This is a genomic window from Nocardia sp. NPDC058705 (genome assembly GCF_042749305.1).
In the GTDB taxonomy this organism is placed as follows: domain Bacteria; phylum Actinomycetota; class Actinomycetes; order Mycobacteriales; family Mycobacteriaceae; genus Nocardia.
On record NZ_JBHYRN010000013.1, the window covers coordinates 53,397 to 77,848 of the forward strand.

Annotated in this window: 22 protein-coding genes; 10 read left to right on the forward strand and 12 right to left on the reverse strand. The window is 66.6% G+C overall.

Going from position 1 to position 24,452, the window contains the following annotated elements; translation table 11 throughout:
- Positions 1-149 precede the first annotated feature (149 nt).
- Positions 150-1,106, forward strand: coding sequence for an acyl-ACP desaturase (locus ACFW6D_RS16985; protein ID WP_379329118.1), 957 nt, complete (start codon positions 150-152; stop codon positions 1,104-1,106).
- Positions 1,107-1,180: 74 nt separating this feature from the next.
- Here ACFW6D_RS16985 and ACFW6D_RS16990 read toward each other — a convergent pair whose 3' ends face one another.
- The gene (locus tag ACFW6D_RS16990; protein WP_379329120.1) at positions 1,181-1,765 is read right to left on the reverse strand and encodes a hypothetical protein; all 585 of its coding nucleotides are present in this window, start codon (positions 1,763-1,765) and stop codon (positions 1,181-1,183) included.
- A 238-nt stretch (positions 1,766-2,003) separates the two neighbouring features.
- On the opposite strand from ACFW6D_RS16990, the gene dusB reads away from it, so the two are divergent.
- From dusB to phoU, 3 genes are all read left to right on the forward strand, one after another.
- Positions 2,004-3,125, forward strand: a complete 1,122-nt coding sequence (dusB, locus tag ACFW6D_RS16995) for a tRNA dihydrouridine synthase DusB (protein WP_379329281.1) — start codon at positions 2,004-2,006, stop codon at positions 3,123-3,125.
- 265 nt (positions 3,126-3,390) lie between these two features.
- Positions 3,391-5,496 carry an LCP family protein gene (locus ACFW6D_RS17000; protein ID WP_379329122.1) on the forward strand — a complete coding sequence of 702 codons (2,106 nt, stop codon included), beginning with the start codon at positions 3,391-3,393 and terminating at the stop codon, positions 5,494-5,496.
- A gap of 83 nt (positions 5,497-5,579) precedes the next feature.
- Complete coding sequence (gene phoU, locus ACFW6D_RS17005; protein ID WP_379233889.1) at positions 5,580-6,245, forward strand: phosphate signaling complex protein PhoU; 666 nt, start codon at positions 5,580-5,582, stop codon at positions 6,243-6,245.
- Between the two features lie 499 nt (positions 6,246-6,744).
- On the opposite strand, the gene pstB is transcribed toward phoU, so the two are convergent.
- From pstB to ACFW6D_RS17035, 6 genes are all read right to left on the reverse strand, one after another.
- Complete coding sequence (pstB, locus tag ACFW6D_RS17010) at positions 6,745-7,521, reverse strand: phosphate ABC transporter ATP-binding protein PstB (RefSeq protein ID WP_056818713.1); 777 nt, start codon at positions 7,519-7,521, stop codon at positions 6,745-6,747.
- A gap of 20 nt (positions 7,522-7,541) precedes the next feature.
- Positions 7,542-8,447, reverse strand: a complete 906-nt coding sequence (pstA, locus tag ACFW6D_RS17015) for a phosphate ABC transporter permease PstA (protein WP_379329124.1) — start codon at positions 8,445-8,447, stop codon at positions 7,542-7,544.
- The gene (gene pstC, locus ACFW6D_RS17020) at positions 8,447-9,418 is read right to left on the reverse strand and encodes a phosphate ABC transporter permease subunit PstC (protein WP_379329126.1); all 972 of its coding nucleotides are present in this window, start codon (positions 9,416-9,418) and stop codon (positions 8,447-8,449) included. The genes pstA and pstC overlap by 1 nt, the downstream gene beginning before the upstream one ends.
- A gap of 91 nt (positions 9,419-9,509) precedes the next feature.
- Positions 9,510-10,622, reverse strand: a complete 1,113-nt coding sequence (gene pstS / locus ACFW6D_RS17025) for a phosphate ABC transporter substrate-binding protein PstS (protein WP_379329128.1) — start codon at positions 10,620-10,622, stop codon at positions 9,510-9,512.
- Positions 10,623-10,918: 296 nt separating this feature from the next.
- Positions 10,919-11,827, reverse strand: a complete 909-nt coding sequence (gene mshD, locus ACFW6D_RS17030) for a mycothiol synthase (protein ID WP_379329130.1) — start codon at positions 11,825-11,827, stop codon at positions 10,919-10,921.
- A 167-nt stretch (positions 11,828-11,994) separates the two neighbouring features.
- Complete coding sequence (locus ACFW6D_RS17035; RefSeq protein ID WP_379329132.1) at positions 11,995-12,759, reverse strand: winged-helix domain-containing protein; 765 nt, start codon at positions 12,757-12,759, stop codon at positions 11,995-11,997.
- A gap of 224 nt (positions 12,760-12,983) precedes the next feature.
- Between ACFW6D_RS17035 and ACFW6D_RS17040 the strand changes: the two genes are divergently transcribed.
- From ACFW6D_RS17040 to ACFW6D_RS17065, 6 genes are all read left to right on the forward strand, one after another.
- The gene (locus ACFW6D_RS17040) at positions 12,984-13,835 is read left to right on the forward strand and encodes an LmeA family phospholipid-binding protein (protein ID WP_379329134.1); all 852 of its coding nucleotides are present in this window, start codon (positions 12,984-12,986) and stop codon (positions 13,833-13,835) included.
- Positions 13,832-14,266, forward strand: a complete 435-nt coding sequence (locus tag ACFW6D_RS17045) for a thioredoxin family protein (protein WP_379329136.1) — start codon at positions 13,832-13,834, stop codon at positions 14,264-14,266. Before ACFW6D_RS17040 ends, ACFW6D_RS17045 begins: the two co-directional genes overlap by 4 nt.
- A 312-nt stretch (positions 14,267-14,578) precedes the next feature.
- Entirely contained in the window at positions 14,579-15,049 is a 471-nt protein-coding gene (locus ACFW6D_RS17050) for a DUF4395 domain-containing protein (protein ID WP_379329138.1), read from the forward strand.
- A 32-nt stretch (positions 15,050-15,081) separates the two neighbouring features.
- Positions 15,082-15,915: a sulfurtransferase gene (locus ACFW6D_RS17055; RefSeq protein ID WP_379329140.1), complete on the forward strand. Its 834-nt coding sequence runs from the start codon at positions 15,082-15,084 to the stop codon at positions 15,913-15,915.
- Positions 15,916-15,920: 5 nt separating this feature from the next.
- Positions 15,921-16,226 (forward strand): DUF1416 domain-containing protein, encoded by a 306-nt coding sequence (locus ACFW6D_RS17060; protein WP_379329142.1) that lies wholly within the window; start codon positions 15,921-15,923, stop codon positions 16,224-16,226.
- A 180-nt stretch (positions 16,227-16,406) separates the two neighbouring features.
- Entirely contained in the window at positions 16,407-17,099 is a 693-nt protein-coding gene (locus ACFW6D_RS17065) for an FABP family protein (RefSeq protein ID WP_379329144.1), read from the forward strand.
- A 60-nt stretch (positions 17,100-17,159) separates the two neighbouring features.
- On the opposite strand, the gene ACFW6D_RS17070 is transcribed toward ACFW6D_RS17065, so the two are convergent.
- The 5 genes from ACFW6D_RS17070 to ACFW6D_RS17090 form a co-directional block, all read right to left on the reverse strand.
- Complete coding sequence (locus ACFW6D_RS17070; protein ID WP_379233870.1) at positions 17,160-17,738, reverse strand: Uma2 family endonuclease; 579 nt, start codon at positions 17,736-17,738, stop codon at positions 17,160-17,162.
- A gap of 322 nt (positions 17,739-18,060) precedes the next feature.
- Positions 18,061-19,896 carry a thiol reductant ABC exporter subunit CydC gene (gene cydC / locus ACFW6D_RS17075; RefSeq protein WP_379329146.1) on the reverse strand — a complete coding sequence of 612 codons (1,836 nt, stop codon included), beginning with the start codon at positions 19,894-19,896 and terminating at the stop codon, positions 18,061-18,063.
- Positions 19,893-21,746: a thiol reductant ABC exporter subunit CydD gene (gene cydD, locus ACFW6D_RS17080; RefSeq protein ID WP_379329283.1), complete on the reverse strand. Its 1,854-nt coding sequence runs from the start codon at positions 21,744-21,746 to the stop codon at positions 19,893-19,895. Before cydD ends, cydC begins: the two co-directional genes overlap by 4 nt.
- A 189-nt stretch (positions 21,747-21,935) precedes the next feature.
- On the reverse strand, positions 21,936-22,973 hold the full coding sequence (cydB, locus tag ACFW6D_RS17085; RefSeq protein WP_379329148.1) for a cytochrome d ubiquinol oxidase subunit II: 1,038 nt from the start codon (positions 22,971-22,973) through the stop codon (positions 21,936-21,938).
- A 9-nt stretch (positions 22,974-22,982) separates the two neighbouring features.
- The gene (locus ACFW6D_RS17090) at positions 22,983-24,431 is read right to left on the reverse strand and encodes a cytochrome ubiquinol oxidase subunit I (RefSeq protein WP_379329150.1); all 1,449 of its coding nucleotides are present in this window, start codon (positions 24,429-24,431) and stop codon (positions 22,983-22,985) included.
- Between the last annotated feature and the right edge of the window lie 21 nt (positions 24,432-24,452).

The following is a 24,452-nucleotide window of genomic DNA, read 5'->3' on the forward strand; positions in this document are numbered from 1 at the left end:
CACAACCATCGGTCCTACTGACTGGTAGTGACGTAGCTCAATATCGATGGAAAACCGCTCTGTTGCGTTTCGCATCACACCTACGGTGCCGTAAGGTATGGCCGCATCGCGACGTTCGACCGCAAGCACGACAGCGAAGGGTTTTTTACATGGCAAGGGATCTGACTCAACTCGAACTGCTCACGGAGTTGGAGCCGGTTGCCGAGGAAAACGTCAACCGACACATGTCGCTCGCCAAGGAATGGCACCCGCACGACTACGTCCCGTGGGACGAGGGCCGCAACTTCGCGGCCATGGGCGGCATCGATTGGGATCCTGAGCAGTCCAAGCTCAGCGAGGTCGCCAAGGCGGCCATGATCACCAATCTGCTCACCGAGGACAACCTCCCCTCCTACCACCGCGAGATCGCCGAGAACTTCTCCCAGGACGGCGCCTGGGGCACCTGGGTCGGTCGCTGGACCGCCGAGGAGAACCGCCACGGCATCGTGATGCGCGATTACCTCGTGGTCACCCGCGGCGTGGATCCGGTCGCCCTCGAAGAGGCGCGGATGATCCACATGACCAACGGCTTCGCCTCCCCCGCCGAGGTCGACGCCGGCTTCCTGCACTCGGTCGCCTACGTGACCTTCCAGGAACTTGCCACCCGGGTGAGCCACCGCAACACCGGCAAGGTGTGCGACGACCCGATCGCCGACCGCATGCTCCAGCGCGTCGCGGCCGACGAGAACCTGCACATGATCTTCTACCGCAACCTCTGTGGCGCGGCGCTGGATCTGTCGCCCGACCAGGCGATCGAGGCGATCTCGCTGATCGTCGAGAACTTCCAGATGCCGGGCGCCGGCATGCCGAACTTCCGTCGCAACGGTGTGCTGATGGCCAAGCACGGCATCTACGACCTGCGTCAGCACCTCGAAGAGGTCGTGCAGCCGGTGCTCAAGAAGTGGAACATCTTCGAGCGCACCGACTTCACCGCCCGCGGCGAGGCCACCCGTGAGCGGCTGGCCGGCTTCCTCGACAAGCTCGGCGAGGACGTGCTGAAGTTCGAGGAGCAGCGCGACAAGATGCTCGCTCGCGAAGCCAAGAAGCGCGAAATGGCCGGAGTCTGAGTTCTCAAAAAAGCGCTGCGCACCTTGTTTGCCAAGGTGCGCAGCGCTTTTTTGTGTGGATTTCCGGCGATCGGCTACTTGAGGGGGAGGGCGCCGTCGGCGCTGCCGACGTCGGTGATCTTCCAGTCCTTGCCGCTGTCGACGGTGATGTTGTAGGTGACCGTGTTGCGCAGACCGTCCGGGTTCTGGGCGTTGGTGGTGCTCACGTCGACGAACGCGGCGACCTTGTAGACGCCGTCCTCCCGGGAGAGGACCTTCGCGGTGATCGGGGTCGCGGTGGAGGTCCACTTCAGCGGGACGATGATCTGCTCGAGCTTGGCGCCGGTGGCGTCGAACTTGGCCGACAGTTCCGGTGAGGTGCCCGCCTTGAGCTTGGCGACCCAGGCGTCGACGTCCTGGTAGTTCAGGCTCGCCGAACCGACCGCGTAGTCGACGGCGATCTGTTCGGCCTTCGCATTGTCGGCGGCTTGGTCGTTCATGTCGGAGATCTCCGAGCGCGCCGAACCGAGCAGCACGCCGAGCACCACCGCGACGATCGCGAGCACGGCGATCACGGCACCGCCGACCAGCGAGGAGACGCGGACGGCGACCGTGCCCTTCGTCGCGGGCTCGGCGGGGGTTTTGGTGAGGTCGGTGGCGCCTTCGTTGCTTTCGGCCATGAGGGGTCATCTTTCGATTACGTGGGGACAGCGCACCGCCGGAGGCGACGGTGCCAGCGGATCCAGGCTACTGAGTCGGCGGGCGATACCCGTACTCGCAGTAACAGGTAAAAGGTGACCCAACGTCGTGATGGCGGTCATGACCCGGCAAAAGTCGTCGATGCGCGAGATCGATCACATCGGACCGGATGAGAGAATGGCAGGCGTGACTACGACGATGCCCCAAGCGCCCGCAGCGCTGCGGATCGGGCCCTTCCCGGTCGATCCGCCGGTGGTGCTCGCGCCGATGGCGGGCATCACCAACCGTGCCTTCCGCAGGCTGTGCCGCGAGTTCGGCAGCGCGACCTCGATCTACGTGTGCGAGATGATCACCGCCCGCGCCGTGGTGGAGCGCAACGAGAAGACGCTGCACATGATGTCGTTCGACGCCGACGAGAATCCGCGCTCGATGCAGCTCTACGGTGTCGATCCCAAGACCCTCGGCGAGGCCGTGCGGATCATCGTCGGCGAGGGCTGGGCCGATCACATCGACCTCAATCTCGGCTGCCCGGTGCGCAAGGTGACCAAGCTCGGCGGCGGGTCGGCGCTGCCGTACAAGCGCAGGCTGTTCGCCAACATCGTCCGCGAGATGGTGTCGGCGGCCGAACCGGCGGGCGTGCCGGTGACCTTCAAATTCCGCATCGGCATCGACGACGACCACCACACCTACCTCGACACCGGCCGCATCGCCGAGGCCGAGGGCGCGGCGGCCGTGGCGCTGCACGCGCGCACCGCCGCCCAGCTGTACTCGGGCGCGGCGGACTGGTCGGCCATCGCACGGCTCAAGGAAGCCGTCACCACCATCCCGGTGCTCGGCAACGGCGATATCTTCACCGCCGACGACGCGCTGCGGATGATGAACGAAACCGGCTGCGACGGTGTGGTCGTCGGGCGCGGTTGCCTCGGGCGGCCCTGGCTGTTCGCCGAACTCAGCGCGGCGCTGCGCGGTGAGCCGATCCCCGAGGGGCCGACGCTGGGCCGCGTCGGCGAGATCCTGGTGCGCCACGCCACCCTGCTCACCGAGCACGACGGTGAGGACAAGGCCATGCGCGATATCCGCAAGCACATGGCCTGGTACCTGATGGGGTTCCCGGTCGGCTCGCAGCTGCGGCGCAGCTTCGCCACCGTGTCGAAGCTGTCGCAGATCGAGGATCTGGTCGGACAGCTCGACCCGGACGTGCCCTTCCCCACCGACGCGCTCGGGCCGCGCGGGCGGCAGGGTTCGCCGCAGACCAAGGTCGTGCTCCCCGAGGGCTGGCTCGACGACCCCGAGGACGACACCGTCCCGGCCGCGGCCGATGTGATGCACAGCGGCGGCTGAGCTGCCCCGCGGCCGTTGATCCAGGCCCGGTAACAAGCCGACATCAATTCGTAAGCCACCCCCGTTTCGGTCAACAGCAGGTGCTCGAGCAGGGCTTTCCTTCGGTGATTCGAACCAGGCAACCAATTCGTCCGCGATTCCGATGTGCACTGGAGTGGCTACTCGTGGCGGAATCGTTATCATTGCGGGATCGCTCGGCTCCGGCTCGAATCGGTGCCGGGTGATGACGCGCAGGCTGCGCCAGAGAAAGAAGTGAGGTTCGTTGGTGGGTGACGATCGGCGCGGGCGTACGCCCCGGCCCGGAAATCGCGCCCCCTGGGAGCGCTACCCGACGGCCGAACCGACCGAGCAACCGGAAACCGGCTCGCGCCGGTCCCGGCACGCGGACGCGACGCCGGACGCCGCGCCGTTGACCGTCGCCGACCTGGTCAACCGGGTCGACAGCGAACGCACCCGCCGCAGTAGGCGCCCCGCCGACAACGCCGAGCCCGCCTCCCGCGCCGGCCGCCGCGCCCGCGAACAGGCACCGCGGCCCACCCCGCGTCCCGATATCGCACCCCGCACCGACGGCTCGCCCGTCGTCGACGACATCGCGGGCACCAACCCTCCCGGCGCAAAAACACCCAGCGCAAAAACCCATCGCGCCGAATCCCCCGCCGACCGCACCGCGACCACCGCGCTGCCCGCCCAGGCGAACCCGTCCGTCCGCACCGCCGCACCCGCTCGCCGGATCGCCGACCAGACCGATCCGCCCACCGACATCCTGCCCCCGGTCACCGACACGACCGCCGCAGCGCCCCCCAAGCGGGCCAGGCCGGTCAAGACCACGGCCGCCGCACCGCCACGTCGCCCCGACGATCGCGCGGGACGCCGGAGCAAGCAGGCGCGCTACGCCGGGCGGGTCGCCCTGACGTTCGTCGCGGTCCTCGCCCTGGTGATCACCGGCGGCGGCTGGAGTTATCTGCAAGCCACCGGTAACAGCCTCAACCAGATCGACGCGCTCGGCGGCGGCGCCACCGGCGACGTCCTCGACGGTGACATGCAGCTCGGCGACGAGAACTACCTCATCGTCGGCACCGACACCAGAGCGGGCGTCAACGCCGACATGGGCGCAGGCTCGGCCACCGACACCGAAGGCGCCCGCGCCGACACGGCGATGCTGGTGCACATCCCGAAGAACCGTTCACGCGTCGTGGTCGTGTCCTTCCCGCGTGACCTCGATGTCACCCGGCCGGTGTGCGCGGCCTGGGACAACGAGAAGGCCGCCTACACCGACGAGAAACTCCCGTCGGCCATGAGCGACAAGCTCAACGCCGTCTACGCCCGCGGCGGGCCCAAGTGCCTCGTCGACGTGGTGCGCAAGATGTCGGGCCTGACCATCGGCCACTTCATCGGCATCGACTTCGCCGGCTTCGAAGCCATGGTCGACCAGATCGGTGGCGTCGAGGTGTGCTCGACCAAGCCGATCATCGACGGTGTGCTCGGCCCGGTGCTGGAGACCTCGGGCAAGCAGCGGGTCAGCGGCGAGACCGCACTCAACTATGTGCGCGCCCGGCATGTGGTCGGCGAGGAACGCAGCGACTACGACCGGATCAACCGCCAGCAGCGATTCCTCGCCTCGCTGTTGCGCGGTGCGCTGTCGAGCAAGGTGCTCTTCGATCCGGGCAAGCTCAACGGCTTCATCCAGGCGTTCAGCGCTCACACCTTCGTCGACAAGGTGAACCCGCAGGACCTGCTGCTGCTCGGCCGCTCCCTGCAGAAGATGGACGCCGGCGCGGTGACGTTCCTGACCATCCCCACCGCCGGCACCACCGCCTACGGCAACGAGATTCCCCGCGAATCCGACATCAAGGCCATCTTCCGCGCCGTCATCGATGATCAGCCGCTGCCGGGCGAGACCAAGGCGCCCGAGGTCCAGAGTTCGGCGCCGACGCCCGCACCGCCCGCGCCCAAGCAGTACGCGGTGGCGCCGAGCACGATGTCGCTGCTGGTATCCAACGGTTCGGGTTCCTCGGGCGCGGCGCGCACCGTCGCCTCCAAACTCGACTACCAGGGCTTCGGCATCTACAGCGTCGGCAACTACTCCGGCGGGACATCGACGACCTCGAAGATCCGCTTCGCCCCTGGCCTGGAAGCCGAAGCCGCCACCGTGGCGAGCACCATCCCCGGTGCGGTCCTCGAACAGGCCAGCGAACTGGGCAGCATCATCGAAGTGGTGGTCGGCTCCGACTTCGGCGGCACGGTGCGCACGGCGACTGCAGTCGGCGCGGAACTGCCCAACGTGCCGATGGGTGAGCCGCTCAGCGCGGGTCCGGTGGCGCTGCCGTCGGACCTCGAGCACATGAACGCCGCCGACGACACCTGCAAGTAACGCTGACCTGCCATGACACTGCCACGCGGCATTAACCCGGTGTTGGGTGACAGCGCACCGGGTACCCACTAGGGTCTGCCATTATGCGTGTCATCTACAACGAGCAAATGGCCGACCTCGCCAACCTCCTTGGTGAGATGGCCGGTCTCGCTGGCCAGGCCATGGAACAGGCCACCCAATCGCTGCTGCAGGCCGACCTCGGTCTGGCCGAGCAGGTCATCGGTGAGCAGGACCGGATCTCGGTGATGATCACCGAGGCCGAGGAGAAGGCCTTCGCGCTGCTCGCCCTGCAGGCCCCCGTCGCGGGTGATCTGCGTCAGGTCGTTAGCGCGATCCAGATCGTCGCCGACGTCAACCGGATGGGTGCGCTGGCGCTGCACGTGGCCAAGGTGACCCGCCGCCGCCACCCCGCCCACGCCCTGCCCGAGTCGGTCAACGGCTACTTCGCGGAAATGGGCCGCATCGCGGTCAACATGGGCGCCGGCGCCAAAGAGGTACTCGAGACCCGCGACCCCGAGCGCGCCGCCCAGCTCAACCAGGACGACGAGGCGATGGACGACCTCCACCGCCACCTGTTCACCCTCCTGATGGACCGCGACTGGAAGTACGGCGTAGCCGCCGCCGTCGACGTGACTCTGCTCGGCCGCTACTACGAGCGCTTCGCCGACCACGCCGTCGAGATCGGCCGCCGCGTGATCTTCCTCGTGACGGGTGTCCTACCGGCCGACGAAGACATCGAAACCAGCTGAGAGAGAACACGAAAGGCCCGTGCGTGATGCACGGGCCTTTCGTCTACCCCGGCCGAGTATCCCCTCGCGAGCGGATACGGAAGCTGCGCGAGTCGTTGTGTCTCCCAGAATGGTTCGGTACGCTTCGAAACAGGGGGCGAATTGGCGTACCCCTGTGTGAAATCTACTGAAGGGGAGCAGGATTCACGATGGTAGTACGAATGATTTCTGGTGCGTTGGTCGGTGTTGCCACGATCTTGACCGCGACGTTGCTTGCCCCGCAAGCCTCGGCTGCGCCGTCAGCGCGTTGCGACGCGTATACCGTTGGCAACACTCGGTATGAGGGCGGTACGAAGTGGCTGTGCTACTCGTACGGCCAGGGCAATTACGGATGGATCGCTGTCTGACAGCTATCCGGCTATCGCGGATGTAAAGCAGTAGGTTGATCAATGCAGACGCTCGGCTGGTATTTCCCAGCCGAGCGTCTCGCTGTCAATTGATCACCGAATCCAGCAGTGGCCTAACCGAAGCGGCCGGAGATGTAGTCCTCGGTGGCGCGCTGGGTGGGGTTGGAGAAGATCTTCTCGGTGTCGTCGATCTCGATCAGACGGCCGGGCTTGCCCTGCGCCTCGAGGTTGAAGAAACCGGTCTGGTCACTCACGCGGGCGGCCTGCTGCATGTTGTGGGTGACGATGACGATCGTGAACTCTTTCTTGAGCTCGGTGATCAGGTCCTCGATGGCCAGGGTGGAGATCGGGTCGAGCGCCGAACACGGCTCGTCCATCAGCAGCACGTCGGGCGAGACCGCGATCGCGCGGGCGATGCACAGACGCTGCTGCTGACCACCCGAGAGGCTGCCGCCGGGCTTGTCGAGGCGGTCCTTGACCTCGTTCCAGAGGTTGGCGCCCTTGAGCGAGCGCTCGGCGACCTCGTCGAGTTCCTTCTTGTTGCGCACACCCTGCAGCTTGAGCCCGGCCACCACGTTGTCGCGAATCGACATGGTGGGGAACGGGTTCGGGCGCTGGAACACCATGCCGATGGTGCGACGCACGCCGACCGGGTCGATCGAGGAGCTGTAGATGTCCTCGCCGTCGAGCAGCACGGCGCCTTCGACGCGGGCGTTGGGGGTCACCTCGTGCATGCGGTTGAGCGAGCGCAGCACGGTGGACTTGCCACAGCCGGAGGGTCCGATGAAGGCGGTGACGCTGCGCGGCAGCACGGTCAGTTCCACATTCGCCACGGCGTGGAAGCTGCCGTAATAGATGTTGAGATCTTTGACGTCGATCCGCTTGGCCATGAGGAGTATTCCGTTCGCTTCTATCGGTTCCGGGTGAGCAGCTTGTTGACGCCGGCGGCAGCCAGGTACAGCGCCGCGATCATCAGGATCAGCGTGAGCGCCGCACCCCAGACACGTTCGCGGCCCGCGGCCTCCGGGTTGGCCAGCTCTTGGTAGATCAACAGCGGCAGCGAAGCCATATTGCCGTCGAAGATGTTCTGGTTGATCGACTTGGAGTAGCCGACCAGCACGAGCACCGGCGCGGTTTCACCCATCACGCGGGCGACCGACAGCAGGATGCCGGAGATCATGCCGGGTGCGGCGGTGGGGATGACGATCCGCAGGATGGTCTTCCATTTCGGCACACCGAGCGCGTAGGAGGCCTCACGCAACTCGTCGGGCACGAGCTTGAGCATTTCCTCGGTGCTGCGCACGACCACCGGCAGCATCAGCAGCACCAGCGCCAGGGAGACGGCGAAGGAGCTCTGCGGCATGCCGAGCGTGGCGATCCACAGCGCGAAGATGAACAGCGCGGCGACGATCGAGGGCACGCCGGCGAGGATGTCGACCATGAACGTGGTGACCTTGGCCAGGCGTCCGCGACCGTATTCGACCAGGTAGACCGCGCCCATGATGCCCAGCGGCACCGCGATGACGGAGGCGACCGCAGCCTGCACGATGGTGCCGTAGATGGCGTGGTAGACACCGCCGCCGGTCTGGTCGGGCAGGATGCCCTTCTGCGAGTTGAACCACCAGTCGGAGCTGAGGATCGCGGTGAAACCCTTGCTCACGACCAGCCCGAGGACCCACACCAGTGGGATCAGCGCGATGAGGAAGCACAGGGTCACCAGGCCGGTGGCGATGTTGTTCTTGATCCGCCTTCCGGTACTGACGTGCCGGAAAGTCGGCGCCTTGAGCGGCTTGTCGAGGGTCGTCGAGGTGGTCATCAGCCGTTCACCTTTCCACCGGAGGCCAGGCGGGCCAGCGCGTTGACGACGAACGTCAGCGCGAAGAGAACGAAACCGGCGGCGATGTAGGCGCCGGTCGGCAGCGGTGAACTGAACTCCGAAGCCGCCGAGGCGATCTTGGAGGCGAAGGTGTAGCCGCCGTCGAACAGCGACCAGTTGCCCGCGTTGCTCGCGGTGCGCAGCACGACGAGCACGGCGATCGTCTCACCGAGCGCGCGGCCCAGGCCCAGCATGGAACCGGCGATCACACCGCTGCGGCCGTACGGCAGCACGGTCATCCGCACGACTTCCCACTTGGTGGCGCCGAGCGCCTGCGCGGCCTCGATGTGCGCGCGGGGGGTGAGCGCGAAGACCTCGCGGGCCACCGAGGTGATGATCGGCAGGATCATCACCGCGAGCACGACGCCGGCGGTGAAGATGGTGCCGCCACCGGCGATCGAGACGTTGCCGTCGGCGAACAGGAAGAACCAGCCGAGGTTGCTGTTGAGGAATTCCTGCACCGGCGCGATCTGCGGCGCCAGCACGAGGAAGCCCCACAGGCCGAACACGATGGACGGCACCGCGGCGAGCAGGTCGATCAGCATCGTGAACGGCTTGCCCAGCCGCGACGGCGCGTAGTGCGTGAGGAACAGCGCGATGCCGACGCCGATCGGCACCGCGACGATCAGCGCGAACACCGAGCTCAAGACCGTGACCATGAACAGGTCGCGGATACCGAAGCGGAGATTGTTGGCATCGCCGGTCGAGAACTCGGTGCTGGTGAAGAAGTTGGCGTTGTCGGCCATGAGCGAGGGGACCGCGCGGATCAGCAGGAACAGCGCGATCAACGCGATGGCCGCGACGATCGTCGCGCCTGCCGCGGTGGCCATCCATCGGAAGATCGTCTCGGCGTTCAGGCGGCCGGTACGACCCCCGTCAGGGGCCTTGTCGATTTTCGGTTCGGTCGGCATATTCGCAGTATCTCCGGCCGCCCGTGGGCTCGTCGAATCCGACGAGCCCACCGCGGTCACCTCAGGGTGCATGGTCATGGCCAGGTTGCGATCAGGAGATTGCGTTGATCGCGGTGGTGAGCTTGGTCTTGAACGCGTCGGGCAGCGGCACGTAGCCGGCCTCGGTCAGACCGTTCTGGCCGTTGGTGACGGCCGAGGTCAGGAACGCCTTGACGGCCTTGCTGGTCTCGGCGTCGGCGTACTTCGAGCACACGACCTCGTAGGTGGCCATGACGATCGGGTACGAACCGGCGACGGTCGGCTTGTAGAACGAGCTGGTGTCGAGGATGAGGTCGTTGCCCTCGCCCTTGATCTTCACGCCGTCGATGGCCTTGGCAGCGGTCTCCGCCGAGAGCTTGACCGGGTCCTTGCTCGCGGAGGTGATGATCTGCGAGATCGACAGGTTCTGCGCCTTGGCGAAGGACCACTCGTTGTAGGTGACCGAGTTCTTGGTGTTCTTGATGGCGGCCGAGGTGCCCTCGTTGCCCTTGGCACCTTCGCCGACGCCACCGTTGAAGGTCTTGCCGCCGCCCTTGCCCCACGCGCCGTCCGAGGCAGCGTCGAGGTAGAGCTGGAAGTTGTCGGTGGTACCCGACTCGTCGGAGCGGAAGATCACGGCGATCTTCTCGGCCGGGAGCTTGGCGTTGGGGTTCAGCGCCTTGATCTCCGGGGCATCCCAGGTGGCGACGGAGCCGTTGAACACCTTGGCGGCGGTCGGGCCGTCGAGCACGAGGTCGGTGACGCCGTCGATGTTGTAGGTGATGGCGATCGGGCCGAAGACGGTCGGCAGGTTCCACGCGGGGGCGCCACAACGCTCCGCGGCCTTGGCCGGCTCTTCCTTCTTGGAGCTCAGCGCCGAGTCGGAGCCACCGAAATCGGTCTGATTGCCGATGAACTCGTTGACGCCCGCGCCCGAGCCGCTCGAGGTGTAGTTGAGGGTGAAGCCGTCGCAGTTGGCCTCGTAGGCGGCGACGAAACGCTCCATGGCGTTCTTCTGCGACGAGGCACCGGACGCCTTGAGCGCCTTCTTGCCACCGCAGGCGACGCTGGTGTTGGCGGCGTTGCTGGCATCGCCGGTGCTGTTCTCGTCACTGCCACAGGCGGCCAGGGTCATGGCGCCCGCGGCGAGGACGCCGACCAGGGCACTGGTGCGCTTGAAGTTCACTTTTCCTCCGACAATGCTGGGTGTCTCACTCGGTCCCTCACCGGCCCGAGTGAGGCTGGCTGGCGCTCGCTGTCCCGAGGGAACGCGCTCACCAGGCGACGACGGTGCCGCCCAGAAGTAACCTAGGGTCGTCCGGTTGACAGTTGGCCCGATGTGGGTTAACGGAGAATGAACAGCCCGGCGCGATCGATGCCTCGCCTGTGACGTTAGCCCGAGTTTTACTCGCTCTTACCCGGCCATCCTCGCAATATTCTCCTGGCGCACCAGAATTCACTTTGCCTGTGAGGTGTCTCGCATCACGGCAGCGAGTAGGCCACGTCGATGTGCGCGGGGGCGAATCCGAGCTTGGTGTAGGTGCGCACGGCGGCGGTGTTGTCGGCCTCGGTGTAGAGCAGGACCTCGGTGGATCCGGTCGCGCGCAGGTGCCGCAGGCCGGCCAGGGTGAGCAATCGGCCCAGGCCTCGGCCCTGAGCGGACGGGTCGATGCCGACCACGTATACCTCGCCGGCGGGCGCGGCGTCGGGGTGCTGTTTGGTCCAGTGGAAACCGAGCAGGCGGGTCGGGTCGGCGGCGTCGAAAGCCAGGAACAGACCAGACGGTTCGAACCAGGATTCGGCACGGCGGGCCGCGATATCACGCTCGGTCCAGCCGCCCTGCTCGGGATGCCAGGCGAATGCCGCGTTGTTCACGCGCAGGAGTTCGCGGTCGTCGACCGGGCCCGCGTAGGTGCGCAGGATGATGCCTTCGGGGAGGTCGAGTTCCGGTAGCTCCGAGGTTGCCAGCGAGCGGCGCATCTGCCACAGCTCGCGGGCCGTGTTCAGTCCGAGACCGGTTGCCAGCGCTTTGGCGGCGGGCAGGTCACCGTGCGCCCAGACCCTCGCACCCGGACCACCCTCGGCCAGCGCGGCACGGACCAGATCCGCGCCGATGCCCGCACCGCGCGCGGCCGGATCGACGGCGACCTCAGCCATAGCGGGATGTTCGCCATGTGCCGCAACAAGATTCGCGTAACCGACCACCACGCCCTCGCGTTTCGCGAGCGCATGCCGGGTCGACGGATCGGCTTCGGCGAGCGACAGCACCGCCTGTTCGGAGACCGGGGCGACGCCGTCGACGTCAGCCGCGCGTTCGAGCAGTGCGCGCACCGTGTTCGCGGCGCCTGGCGCGAGCTGATCGGTCCAGGTCAGGGTTGCTGTATCCGGCATCGACATCCTCCTCGGTGCGCGGTGCGGGTCCGCCGCGCGGTCGGCCCGTGCTCGTGCGTTGCGCACTGCACACCGTATTGCGGCGCGCCGAGCAGCGCTACTACGCGCCACCGACCAGCGCGGCTATCGCGCGGTGCCGTCCGCTACTGCGCAGTGTCGACCGAGCGCTACTGCGCGGTGCCGTTGACCGGGACGTAGGAGTCGTCGCCGTCGATGTCCTCGTCGACGAAGGCCACCGCGGGCTCGCCCTTGGCCGTGGCGGTGCGGGCCGGGCGAACGGCCTTGTAGCCGACATTGCGCACGGTGCCGATCAGCGACTCGTACTCGGTGCCGAGCTTGGCGCGCAGGCGTCGCACATGCACGTCGACGGTGCGGGTGCCGCCGAAGAAGTCGTAACCCCACACCTCTTGCAGCAGCTGGGCGCGGGTGAACACCCGACCAGCGTGCTGGGCGAGGTACTTGAGCAGCTCGAATTCCTTGTAGGTGAGGTCGAGCGGGCGACCACGTAAACGCGCGGTGTAGGTGCCCTCGTCGATCACCAGTTCACCCAGGGTGATCTTGCCGGTGTTCTCCGGGCTGGCGACCCCACCGTTACGCCCGACCAGCAGCCGCAACCGGGCATCGAGCTCGGCGGGCCCGGTACCGGGCAGCAGGATGTCGTCCAGGCCCCAGTCGGCGTTGACCGCCACCAGGCCGCCCTCGGTCAGGACCGCGACCACCGGCACCGACGACCCGGTGCTACCGAGCAGCCGACACAGACCGCGCGCGGCGGCCAGGTCGGTTCTGGCGTCGACCAGCGCCACATCGGCACTACTCGCCTCCAGCAGGGACGACACCTCGGTCGGCGCGGGCCGGACGTTGTGCGCCAGTAGCGTCAACGACGGCAGGACCGCATCGGGGTTGGGGTCGGAGGTCAGTAGGAGCAGCTCCATGGGGCTCTCCTCCTATCTCGTTGCTCCGCGGACGACAGCAGCCGCGTAGCTACGTCGCCGAAACACAGGTTAAGTTCGTAGGCAACATTAGCGCCTCTATAGCCACGACCTCGCAACACGGCGTCCCTTTTGTGACTTTGGCGCTCACCCTGTGCGTCCGCGGCGTTGTCCTGGCTGCGGCCCGTCCGGCTTCTGGGCGGCGTCAGCCGCTACGCTCCCTAACTATGCGCAAGCTGATCATCGGGCTTCTCTGCCTGGCCGGTTTGGCGGTGGTCATCGATTTCGGCGCCGCCGCCTACACGGAGTACCACGTCTCCCGGCAACTGCGGGCGGGCGCGGATCTGTCCGCCGACCCGGAAGTGACATTCCACGGTTTCCCGTTCACCGCCCAGGCGATGAACGGCCGCTACGACGATGTGGCGATCCGGGCCCGCGGCATGCGTCCCGATATTCCCGGCGAGGTCGGCATCGAGGCCAAGCTGCAGGGTTTGCACGCCCCGGCGAGCGAGTTGCTCGACGGCGCGGCGCGCAAGGTGCAGGTCGACCGGATCGACGCGCTGATGCGTTTCGAGCCCACCGAGCTCGGCAAGATCTTCGGCATCCCGGACCTGCAGGTCCACACCCCGCCCGCCGACAGGTCCGACGGCACAGGCGGTTCCGGCGGTTCCGGCATGACGACCAAGGAGAACGTCCTGGTCCTCAAGGGCACCCTGCCGACTGCCCCGAACGGCCGCGTCCTACCCGTCGGCGTCACCCCGTCCAGTTCCGCGACGCGCGTGCCGGTGCAGATCCAGGCCGACCTGCTGCTCGAGGGCAACACGGTCCGCATCCAGGCGACCGGTTTCTACACCGACACCACCGGCTCGGTCGACACCACCACCGCCGTGAGCACCGATTCGAAGATCCCCGAGACCGATCACGCCGCCGTCCTCGCTCGATTCAGCCGTACGATCGATATCAAGGAGTTGCCGTTCGGCGTCGCACCCACCGAGGTGTCCGCGCTCGGCGGCCAGATCGTCGTCGAAGGTGTCGGCCGCAACGTCACCATCGACCTGGACCGATTGCAGCAGCCATGATCGAGTTCGTCATTCTCGCCGTCGTCATCGCGGCCGCCGTCGCGGTCGGGGTGTTTCTGTCGCGCCGACAGGGGCAGGTTCGTCCGGCCACCCTCGACCCCGAGACCCAACAGCGCGCCCGCCTGCTCGACGCCGCGGGGGTGACCGGCGCGGCCCCCGCGGTACTGCATTTCTCGGCCGACTGGTGCGGCCCGTGTGACGCTGTGCGCCGGGTCGTCGCGGGCGTCACCGCCGAGCTGTCGGAATCGCCGAATGCCCCGCGCGACATCGAGATCGACATCGACGCCGACCCCGCGCTGGCCCGCGAACTCAACGTCCTCTCCCTGCCAACCACCTTCGTCTTCGACGCCGAAGGCAAGGAACGCTTCCGGATCTCCGGCGTCCCCAAGCCCGGCGACCTCCGCACCGCCCTCGAACCCCTGACGGTGTGATTCGGCGGCTGGCGCCGCGGTTTGCGGCCGTCAACTGTGATCTAGCCCCCTATCCAGGGGCCCCGAGACATTCCCCGGAGAGACCGGGTAAACTACTTCTCGTGCAAACCGACCACGAGCTGATGCTCACCCGACGCCGCACAGTTGACCTGTGTCGCCTCGGTGGTTGTTGCTGCCTGTGCTGCTGACCGATCGGCTTTTTCTCTCCCGAGATTTCTGACGTCGATCCATGCCCGCCGTGCGAGTGATCCCTCGGATCCCCCGGTGACCAGGCAGATCCTTGACTTACTGACAAGCCCAGGAGTTCGCACAATGACCAATTCCTCGCAATCCCCACCGCGCGTCGATGTTCGCGGGCCGCGTTTCGTGGCCTGGATCACCACCGGCGTGCTGGTTCTGGTTCTCGCTGTCAGCGCTTTCTCGACCGCTGCCGCCGCGATCCTGATCGGCCTGCAGGCCGTCGTGTTCGCGCTCGGCGCGATCGGTGGCCCCGGTAAGAACCCCTACGGCCGGATCTACGCCGCGTTCGTCGCGCCGCGCAATGGTCCGCCGACCGAGACCGAGCCCGTCCCTCCGCTGCGTTTCGCGCAGGCGCTGGGTTTCGTGTTCGCCGGTCTCTCCCTGCTGGGCTTCGCGCTCGGCTCCTCGATCGTCGGCGCGGTGTTCGCCGGCTTCGCCCTGTTCGCGGCGTTCTTGAACGCGGCGTTCGGGGTCTGCCTGGGTTGCCAAATTTACCCGTTGGTCGCCCGTTTCCGCCGGTCACCAGCCCCGGCACCGAACTGACTCCCTTGCACGTCATCTCTGAAAGGAACAACATGGCTCGCTCCGATGTCCTGGTCTCCGTTGACTGGGCCGAAGAGAACCTCAACGCCCCCGGCATCGTCTTCGTCGAGGTCGACGAGGACACCTCCGCCTACGAAGGTGGCCACATCGAAGGCGCCATCCGCCTCGACTGGAAGGCCGACCTGCAGGATCAGGTCAACCGCGACTTCGTGAACCAGGAGCAGTTCTCCGACCTGCTGTCGGCTCGCGGCATCAGCAACGACGACACCGTCGTGCTGTACGGCGGCAACAACAACTGGTTCGCCGCGTACGCGTACTGGTACTTCAAGCTGTACGGCCACAACGACGTCAAGCTGCTCGACGGCGGTCGTAAGAAGTGGGAGCTCGACGGTCGTCCGCTCTCGCGTGACGCGGTCGTGCGCCCGGCCACCCAGTACAAGGCCGCCGCTCCCGATCTGAGCATCCGCGCGTTCCGTGACGAGGTCATCGCGGCCATCGGCACCAAGAACCTGGTCGATGTGCGCAGCCCCGACGAGTTCTCGGGCAAGATCCTCGCCCCCGCGCACTTGCCGCAGGAGCAGAGCCAGCGTCCCGGCCACATCCCGGGCGCGATCAACGTCCCGTGGTCGAAGGCCGCGAACGAAGACGGCACCTTCCGCAGCGACGCCGACCTGGCCGAGCTGTACAAGGACGCGGGCCTGGACGGCGAGAAGGAGACCATCGCCTACTGCCGCATCGGCGAGCGTTCCTCGCACACCTGGTTCGTGCTGCAGGAGCTGCTCGGCCACCAGAACGTCAAGAACTACGACGGCAGCTGGACCGAATACGGTTCGCTCGTCGGTGCACCTATCGAGTTGGGAGCGTAATCAATATGTGTGCAGCACCTACCCAGGGTCAGGCCATTCCGGCGGGCGTCGACGTGGAGAAGGAAACGGTCATCACCGGCCGTGTCCTGAGCACCGACGGCCAGCCCGTCGGCGGCGCGTTCGTGCGTCTGCTCGACGGCAACGGTGACTTCACCGCCGAGGTCGTCGCCTCGGGCACCGGCGACTTCCGCTTCTTCGCCGCGCCGGGTTCGTGGACCCTGCGCGCGCTGAGCTCGTCGGGCAACGGCTCGGCCGAGATCAGCCCCGAGGGCGCGGGCATCCACTCCGTGGACGTCTCGGTCGCGAAGTAAGAAAGCTCACAACGGCCCTGGTAGTTCCTGTGCGGGAACTGCCGGGGCCGTTTTCGTATCTGTTGCGGACAGTAGCTAGACTCCGATTGTGGTCATCTTCTTCGAGGTACTCCTTGTAGCCGTGTCGATACTCATCGGCTGGTTCGGCCTGTACGTCTTCTACCGGCTCTTCACCGAGTCATGAGCGGGCTCGCGAGCGAAGGTACCGATCCGGCCGAGCGAGCGAGTGACGAGCAAGACGCTCCGGCCGAGCGTCGTAGTGGCGACGAAGCGGTAAACGTCGCCGCCGAACGAGCGAAGGAAACCGGCGCCCGAAACATTTCGGTGCTGCCCGGTCTCCCCCTGCCCGAGGACACCGCGAACCTGCGCCTCGGCCCGGATCTGAACCACGCCATGCTGGCCCTGCTGCCGCTGGTCGGCGTGTGGCGCGGCGAGGGCGAGGGCAACCATCCCACCGAGGGCGACTACCGCTTCGGCCAGCAGATCATCGTCTCCCACGACGGTGGCGACTACCTGGCCTGGGAATCGCAGACCTGGAAGCTCGACGCCGAGGGCAACTACGCGTCCCCCGATCTGCGCGAGAGCGGCTACTGGCGGGTCGGCGGTGAGGGCACCGAGGAGATGCTCGAACTGCTGCTCACCCACAGCAATGGCGTCATCGAGCTCTACTACGGCAAGGCCCGCAACCAGGCCTCCTGGGAGCTCGCCACCGACGTCTCCATCCGCAGCACCTCCGGTGTGGTGGTCGGCGGCGCCAAGCGCCTCTACGGCATCGTCGAAAACGGCGACCTCGCCTATGTGGAAGAACGAGTCAACCCCGACGGTGCCCTGGTCCCCCGCCTCTCGGCCCGGCTGGTCCGCTACATCGGCTGACAATTCTTCGCGAACGGCCCGTCCAGAATCCTGGGCGGGCCGTTCGCGGCGTTTCATTCGTTAGTTGATCGCAGTCAGGTCGATGTCCAGTGCGAACGGGGCGCTGGTCTTCAGCCGGTCGTGGTATATCCCGACCGGCACGTAGCGCACGCTGACCGGGTCGAGTTCGTAGGCGTACACGACCACTCGATCCTCTGATCCACACTCGACCCGCCAATAGTGTGCGATGTTCGCTTTCGCGTACTTCCCCGGCTTCGTATCTCGGTCGCGCTCTTCCGAATCCGGCGACACCACCTCGACCGCCACGACGACATCCTCAGCGAAGTAGTAGGTGTCGGGGTCCTGCCTGGCATACGCCTCCGCTGTCACGACCACGACGTCCGGCTCTGGCATCTGACGGGGGCCCAATCGAACTGCCATCTCCCTGTCCGCACGCAATCCGCCGCGCGCCTGAGTATCGAGTTCACGCGCGAACATCGAGACGACGCGACTGTGCCACTTGCGCTGTGGACTCACGAAAACAAGACCCCCGTCGATCAACTCGGTGTGGTCGGGCAGGTCACGCATCTGGAGAAAGTCGTCAACGGTGAACCCACCGCTCGGCGGGATGGGCCAATCATGCACCGGGTCGACGGTCATGTTCACATCGTAGCGGTTCGCACTGCCTCTCAGCAGCGGGTTTTCGTGCCCTGACATGGAGCGACCCCCGAGCCGTTCCATCGCATTCGATGGTCCCGGTTGGATCGTCCGGGGGCTCGGGGGTCGGGTGACTGCCTGGGATTCGCTCTCAGCTCCGCTGGGGGCATCCCGCAGTGCAGCTGCTAGCGGGCAGCCACCTCACGCATCCGATGAACATACATTCTTCAGACCACCTCCTCTCTTGTGTACTGATGAATTTAGTCGCGCCCGCCGTCGTCGGCAATTGATTTAATTACGCTCCTGACCTGGGAATTTCGCCCGGTCACCTGGCTGGCATCGACGGTGCGCGGGAGTCGTCGACACGACAGGAGCCGTCGGCGTCGACGGTGACGACCGCGTCGGCTCGGTGGTCGGTGGGGAGTTGGTGGGTGACTACGACGACCGTGCGGTCGGCGGCGATTAGGCCGCTGTTTGCGTCGAGGAGGTCGCGCAGGAGTTGGTCTCCTTCGGTGGCTGCGAGGTGTTCGGTTGGCTCGTCGAGGAGGAGGGTGTGGGCTGGGGCGACGAGAACGCGGGCCAGGAGGAGGCGGCGGCGTTGGCCGCCGGAGACTGCGGCTGCGCCTGCGGTGAGGGAGGTGTGGACGCCGTCCGGGAGCGAGTTCAGCCATTGTTCGAGACCGACTGTGCGAAGGGCGTTTTCGGCCTCGTCGATGGTGAGGTCGCCGCGTGCCACTCGGAGGTTCTCGAGAATCGAGGTACCGAACAGGTGGGCGTCCTCGGCGAAGAACGTGACCCCTTCACGAGGTGTGTCGAACAGGCCCGCCCATGCCATCAGCAACGTTGTTTTCCCGGCCCCGCTGGGTCCGACAACCACCACGCGCCGCCCCTCCGGCATCGCCACGCGCCTCGCCTCGGCCAGAGCACCGGCGGGCACCTGCTTGTCGACGGACGACGGCTGTGTCCCGGGGAGCTGCACGTCGGTCGTTCCCTCGGACACGGTGCCCGTCGAGATGCCGCGGAGGCGGTGGAGGGCGGCGCGGGACGTGGTGAGGGTGGTTGCGGCGGTGGGGAGGGCGCTGACGGCTTCGAAGGCGGAGAGGGGGACCAGGACGAGGATGGTGAGGGCCATGGGGGTCATGCCGCCGGGGAGTCCGCCGGTCGGGCCGTATGCGGCGATGCCGACCAGGAGGGCACCGAATGCGCTGATCCCGATAGAGAGTGGGGTGGCTGCGGCGGCCCACGCGCTGCGGGAGGCAGCGGAGTCCTCGGCGGTGACTGCGCGATGAGAGGCGTTGTCCGCCACCGCGATTGCCGCATCGACTCGACCGGCGACCCGTAGTTCGGCGGCATGATCGAGCACGGTCAGCGCCTCGGCGGTGAACTCGGCCCGATCGGCGCGCACCGCCCGCTCGGCGTCCCGGGCGGCCACCGCGGACAACCACGGCGCGAGAATCCCCGAAACCCCCAGCGCCACAGCCAAAATCACCGCGGCCAACGGCGAGATGAATGCGATCAACCCCACCGCGGCGAACGACAGCACCACCGCCACCGCGACCGGCACCAACACCCGGACGACCACCGCGCCGAGGTCGTCGATATCGGCACCGATGCGCACCAACACATCCCCGCGCCGCAACTCACGATCCGCACCGTCCGCACCCGCCGGCACACGCGTATGACCAGATTCCGACTCCGCGCGATGCGACTTCCGCTCCTGCGCACCACCCTCGACGTCCGCTCCAAGGCTGATCCGCCGAGCAGCACCGGTGCGGACCTGCCCACCCGATGTCGCGCTGCGATCCCGCCACCACCACACGTCGGACTGAGCCAGCGTCCGATACACCGAGGTCCGCGCGGTGGTCATCGCCCGCAACGCCACATCGTGGGTCGCCAGCCGTTCCAGGTACCGGCACAACCCCCGCGAGATTCCCAACGCCCGCACCGCGACCACCGCGACACTCAGGTCGAGCACCGGCGGCATCTGCCAGGCCCGCGCGATCAACCACGCGGCTAGCGCCGCCAACCCGAGCCCGCTCCCCAACGCCGCCACACCCCACGCGATCGCGATCGCGACCCGCCCCGGCGACAATTCGAGCAGCCGCCATATCTCGCGCACATCCTGAACGACACCGCCGTTTTGCCTGTGTTCGACGCTCACGAGACTCGCACCTCCTGGCCGGTTCGGTCGGCCGTCATCACGTCGCCTGCAACCACCTGCACCACGACGTCAGCCGCGGCGAGAACCGTTGGGCGGTGGGCGATCACGACGACCGTGGCACCGCGGTGGGCGAGGGTGCGCAGCGTTTCCAGCACTCGTCGCTCGCTCTCGGGGTCGAGGTGGGCGGTGGGTTCGTCGAGGAGCAGGATCGGGCGGTGGGCGGCGAGGACTCGGGTCAGTGCGAGGCGCTGGCGTTGGCCGAGGGACAAGCCCGTGCCGTTCTGTCCGACGACGGTGTCCCAGCCATTCGGGAGTTCGGCAAGTACGGTGTCGAATCCAGTTGCCGCACTGATCACTTGCAGATCCTCGGCGCTGTGATCGGAGCGCGCGCCGAGCAGTTCGATGTTCTCGCGCAGGGTTCCGGGCACGAGCACCGGCCGCTGCGGCAACCAGGCGACCCGGCTCCACCACTCGTCGGGATCGAGTTCGCGAACATCGGTGCCGTCGACGATGACCGCCCCAGCGTCGGGCTCGATCAAGCCGAGAATCGCCTGCAGCGTGGTCGACTTCCCACACCCGTTCGGCCCGGTCAGCACCGTCACCACGCCGGGCGCGAGTTCGGCCGTCAACCGATCGGGCGCGGTCCCGGCTCGTGCGTCAACTGTCAAACCCCGCACCAGGATTCGCTGCTGCGCCAGATGATCACCGGACTCGCTGCCACCGCGGGGGCGCCCACCCTCCTCGGCACCACCGTTCGCCAACGCACGAGTTCTCGACCCGCCGCGCTCACCCGGCCGCGAAGCCAACTCGCCGTCGCCGCTCGCCAACGCACGAGCTTCGCCCGCATCCACGCCGCCCGAGCCTGCGGAATCACCCCGCTTCCGTGCGTCCCCTGGCTCGAGCACCGCGAACGCCCGGTCCGCCGCCGCCATCCCGTCCTGCGCCGCATGGAACTTCTCCCCCACCACCCGCAGCGGCCAGTACACCTCGGGCGCGAGGATCAGCGCCACCATTCCGCTGTACAGGTCCATTTCGCCGAACACCAACCGCAGCCCGATCGCGACGGCGATGATCGCAACACTCAGCGTCGCAAGACTTTCCAGCACCATCGACGACAGAAATGCCATCCGCAGCGCGCGCATCGTCCGTACCCGCAGCGAATCACCCAGCGCCTGTACCTGATTCACCATCGAAGGCCCGTCGGACCCTTCGCGTCCGAGTGCACGCAGCGTGGGCATGCCCGCGAAGAGGTCGAGGATCTGGTCGGAGAGGCGGGTCGTCGCGGCGAGCGTGGCCTGGGCGCGCCCCTGGGTGAGCAGGCCGATGAGGATCATGAAGATCGGAATCAGCGGCACCGTGATCACCGCGATCAGCGCGGAGGTCGGGTCGTGCAAGGCGATGACCACCAGCACCACCGGCGGCACCAGGCAGGCCAGCAGCAACGCGGGCAGGTACCCCGTGAACCACCCGCGCAGCCCGTTCAGACCGTTGCCGACAACGACCGCGATCTCGGTGCGCCGTGCGTCGAGTTCGCGCGGCGGCAGCTCGGCACCGGCCCGCAGCACCGCCGTCTCCAACTCCGCGACAACCGTGCTCCCGGCGCGATGCGCCAGCCGCGCCTGCCACCAGCTCGCCAGCCCCCGCACCGCGATCGCCAGCGCGAGAACGACCAATTCCGTGGTCCACGAGCTGAACTCGCGCTTGCCCGGATCGGTGATCAGGCCGGCCAGCACCCGGCCGAGCACGATGGCCATCACGACGATCGTCACCGTGATCACCATCGCCAGCGCGACCGCGATCACCAGGTGCGGCCGTGCCGACCGCGCGTACCGCCACAACCGTGGGTCCACCGGCCCGCGCCTCGACCGCTGCCGACCCGCATCGTCGCCCTGCGACGGTTCCGCCGCGTCGCGCTCCTGCTCGACCACCTCCGACGGCTCCGCCGATCCCCGCCCCGGTCCATCCTGCGACAAGCTTTCCGACACCACAGCGGTCCGACCTTTCGCGAGCAAAACCTTCCAGGGACGAGGCCTCAGCCTTTACTGCTCAGCGCCTTTACCACTCAGCGGCAAACCCACCGGCGGCGGAATCTGTTCGACCCGAATCCGTTGCCGGAAGACCCAATAGGTCCACCCCTGATAAATCAGCACCACCGGCGTCGCGATCACCGCCGCCCAGCTCATCACCTTCAACGTATACGCCGAGGACGACGCGTTGTAGATGGTGAGGTGGTAGAGCGGGTCGATGGTCGATGGCAGCACATTCGGAAACATCGACCCGACGATCAACACAGTCGCCGAAACAACAGTAAGCGTCGTGCCGACAAAGGCCCATCCATCACGCCCGGCCATATTCGCCAGTGTGGCGAGTGCGAGCCCGAGAACTGCCGTCACCAATACGATCCAGGTCCAGTCGGCTCCATAGGCGAGTTGTGTCCACAGCCCGAATCCGCCGACGACAACCGCAGCAGGAATCAGCAGTAACCGGACGATCCGCAATGCGTCGACACGAACCGCACCGGCGGTCTTGAGCACCAGGAACACCGCACCGTGCAGCGCGAACAACACAGCGGTCGCCAGCGCGCCGAGCAGTGCGTACGGGCTGAGCAGGTCCCACACCGACCCCACGACCTGTTTCTCCGCGTTCAGCGGCACCCCTCGCACCATGTTCGCGAACACCCAGCCCCAGGCCAGCGGCGGAATCCACGATCCGATCCCGATCCCGATATCGCACCAGGCCCGCCACTTCGGATCATTGATCTTGCCCCGGTACTCGATCGCGCACACCCGCAGAATCAGCGCGACCAACAGCAGCAACAGTGCCAGATAGAACCCGGAGAACATGCTCGCGTACCACTCGGGAAACGCCGCGAACAGCGCACCGGCGGCGGTGATCAGCCAGACCTCGTTGCCGTCCCACACCGGCCCGATCGTGTTGAGCACGACCCGCCTGCGCGCATCGGACCTTCTACCGAGAATCGGCATCAACATGCCCACCCCGAAGTCGAACCCTTCGAGCACGAAGTAGCCGGTGAACAGCACGCCGATCAGTACGAACCAGAACTGTTGCAGACCCATCGTCGGCTCCTAGTACGCGAAGGAAAGTTGGTCGTTGTCAGGGCCGTCCGAACTCGGTTTCGGCGTGTCCGGCCCCGCGACGACATACCGTCGCATCAGGTAGAACCACACCACCGCGAGTGCGCCATAGAGCAGCGTGAACACCACCAGCGAGAACAACACGGTCCCGGCGGAATGCTCGGATACCGCCTGCTGCACCGTCATTCGAATATTCGGGTCACCGGTCGGATTGGGCACCACCGCCCACGGCTGCCGCCCCATCTCGGTGAAAACCCAGCCCGCGGCATTGGCCAGAAATGGAGTGGGAATCGCGAGCAGACTCAACCAGGAGAACCACCGCTGATCCGCTACCCGCCCACCGCGCGTCACCCAGAATCCGGCCAACAGCAACGCCACCGAGCCGCCCGCCAGTCCGATCATGGCGCGGAAGGACCAGTAGGTGACGAACAGATTGGGCCGGTAATCGCCGGGCCCGTAGGCCACGTTGTAGGTCTTCTGCAGGTCGACGACACCATCGAGGGTCACGTCACTGAACTCGCCCTTGGCGAGATACGGCAGCACATAGGGCACTTCGAGTACGTGCACCACACTGTCGCAATTGTTGTGCGTCCCGACCGTCAGAATCGAGAAGTCGGGATCGGTCTCGGTGTGGCACAACGATTCCGCCGAAGCCATTTTCATCGGCTGCTGTTCGAACATCAGCTTGCCTTGGATATCGCCGGTGAAGATCAATGCGGCGCCCGACAGCGCGACCACCACCAGCGAGGCCGGTCCGACGGGTCGCCACATTGTCTGCGCCGCTTCGCGTTTCGCCGCATCACCACTGCGCGCATTACGCACCATCCACCAACCGGCGATACCGGCGACGAATGTGCCCGCGGTCAGGAACGAGCCCGCCACCACGTGCGGAAAAGCAGCCAACGTCGTGTTGTTGGTCAGCAGCGCCCAAATATTTTCCAGCTCAGCACGTTTGGTCTCGGGATTGTACCGAGCCCCCACTGGATGCTGCATGAACGAATTGGCGGCGACAATGAAATACGCCGACGCGTTCACTCCGATCGCGACGATCCAGATCGTCGCCAGGTGCACCAGTTTCGGGAGCCGGGTCCACCCGAAGATCCACAATCCGATGAACGTGGACTCCATGAAGAACGCGATCAGCGCCTCCAGAGCCAGTGGCGCACCGAAGACATCGCCGATGAAGCGCGAGTACTCGCTCCAGTTCATCCCGAACTGGAATTCCTGCACGATGCCCGTGGCGACGCCGAGGGCGAAGTTGATCAGGAACAGCTTGCCGAAGAATTTGGTCAGCCGGTACCAGCGTTCGTCGCCCGTGACCACCCAGGCGGTCTGCATCATCGCGATCAGCGGCGCGAGGCCGATGGTCAGCGGAACGAACAGGAAGTGGTAGACGGTCGTGATCCCGAACTGCCACCGGGAGACATCAAGGGTGTCCATCCGACCTCCACCGATCTACTA

Excerpts from the sequence above, each read along its gene's own strand:
- phoU (WP_379233889.1), top strand. The coding sequence starts at position 5,580 with ATGCGTGTCATCTACAACGAGCAAATGGCCGACCTCGCCAACCTCCTT.
- ACFW6D_RS17035 (WP_379329132.1), bottom strand. The coding sequence starts at position 12,759 with ATGGAGCTGCTCCTACTGACCTCCGACCCCAACCCCGATGCGGTCCTG.
- ACFW6D_RS17070 (WP_379233870.1), bottom strand. The coding sequence starts at position 17,738 with ATGACCGTCGACCCGGTGCATGATTGGCCCATCCCGCCGAGCGGTGGG.
- pstA (WP_379329124.1), bottom strand. The coding sequence starts at position 8,447 with ATGACCACCTCGACGACCCTCGACAAGCCGCTCAAGGCGCCGACTTTC.
- ACFW6D_RS17050 (WP_379329138.1), top strand. The coding sequence starts at position 14,579 with ATGACCAATTCCTCGCAATCCCCACCGCGCGTCGATGTTCGCGGGCCG.
- cydB (WP_379329148.1), bottom strand. The coding sequence starts at position 22,973 with ATGGGTCTGCAACAGTTCTGGTTCGTACTGATCGGCGTGCTGTTCACC.
- ACFW6D_RS17065 (WP_379329144.1), top strand. The coding sequence starts at position 16,407 with ATGAGCGGGCTCGCGAGCGAAGGTACCGATCCGGCCGAGCGAGCGAGT.
- ACFW6D_RS17040 (WP_379329134.1), top strand. The coding sequence starts at position 12,984 with ATGCGCAAGCTGATCATCGGGCTTCTCTGCCTGGCCGGTTTGGCGGTG.
- pstC (WP_379329126.1), bottom strand. The coding sequence starts at position 9,418 with ATGCCGACCGAACCGAAAATCGACAAGGCCCCTGACGGGGGTCGTACC.
- ACFW6D_RS17090 (WP_379329150.1), bottom strand. The coding sequence starts at position 24,431 with ATGGACACCCTTGATGTCTCCCGGTGGCAGTTCGGGATCACGACCGTC.
- mshD (WP_379329130.1), bottom strand. The coding sequence starts at position 11,827 with ATGCCGGATACAGCAACCCTGACCTGGACCGATCAGCTCGCGCCAGGC.
- ACFW6D_RS17060 (WP_379329142.1), top strand. The coding sequence starts at position 15,921 with ATGTGTGCAGCACCTACCCAGGGTCAGGCCATTCCGGCGGGCGTCGAC.
- ACFW6D_RS16985 (WP_379329118.1), top strand. The coding sequence starts at position 150 with ATGGCAAGGGATCTGACTCAACTCGAACTGCTCACGGAGTTGGAGCCG.
- pstB (WP_056818713.1), bottom strand. The coding sequence starts at position 7,521 with ATGGCCAAGCGGATCGACGTCAAAGATCTCAACATCTATTACGGCAGC.
- ACFW6D_RS17045 (WP_379329136.1), top strand. The coding sequence starts at position 13,832 with ATGATCGAGTTCGTCATTCTCGCCGTCGTCATCGCGGCCGCCGTCGCG.
- ACFW6D_RS16990 (WP_379329120.1), bottom strand. The coding sequence starts at position 1,765 with ATGGCCGAAAGCAACGAAGGCGCCACCGACCTCACCAAAACCCCCGCC.
- ACFW6D_RS17055 (WP_379329140.1), top strand. The coding sequence starts at position 15,082 with ATGGCTCGCTCCGATGTCCTGGTCTCCGTTGACTGGGCCGAAGAGAAC.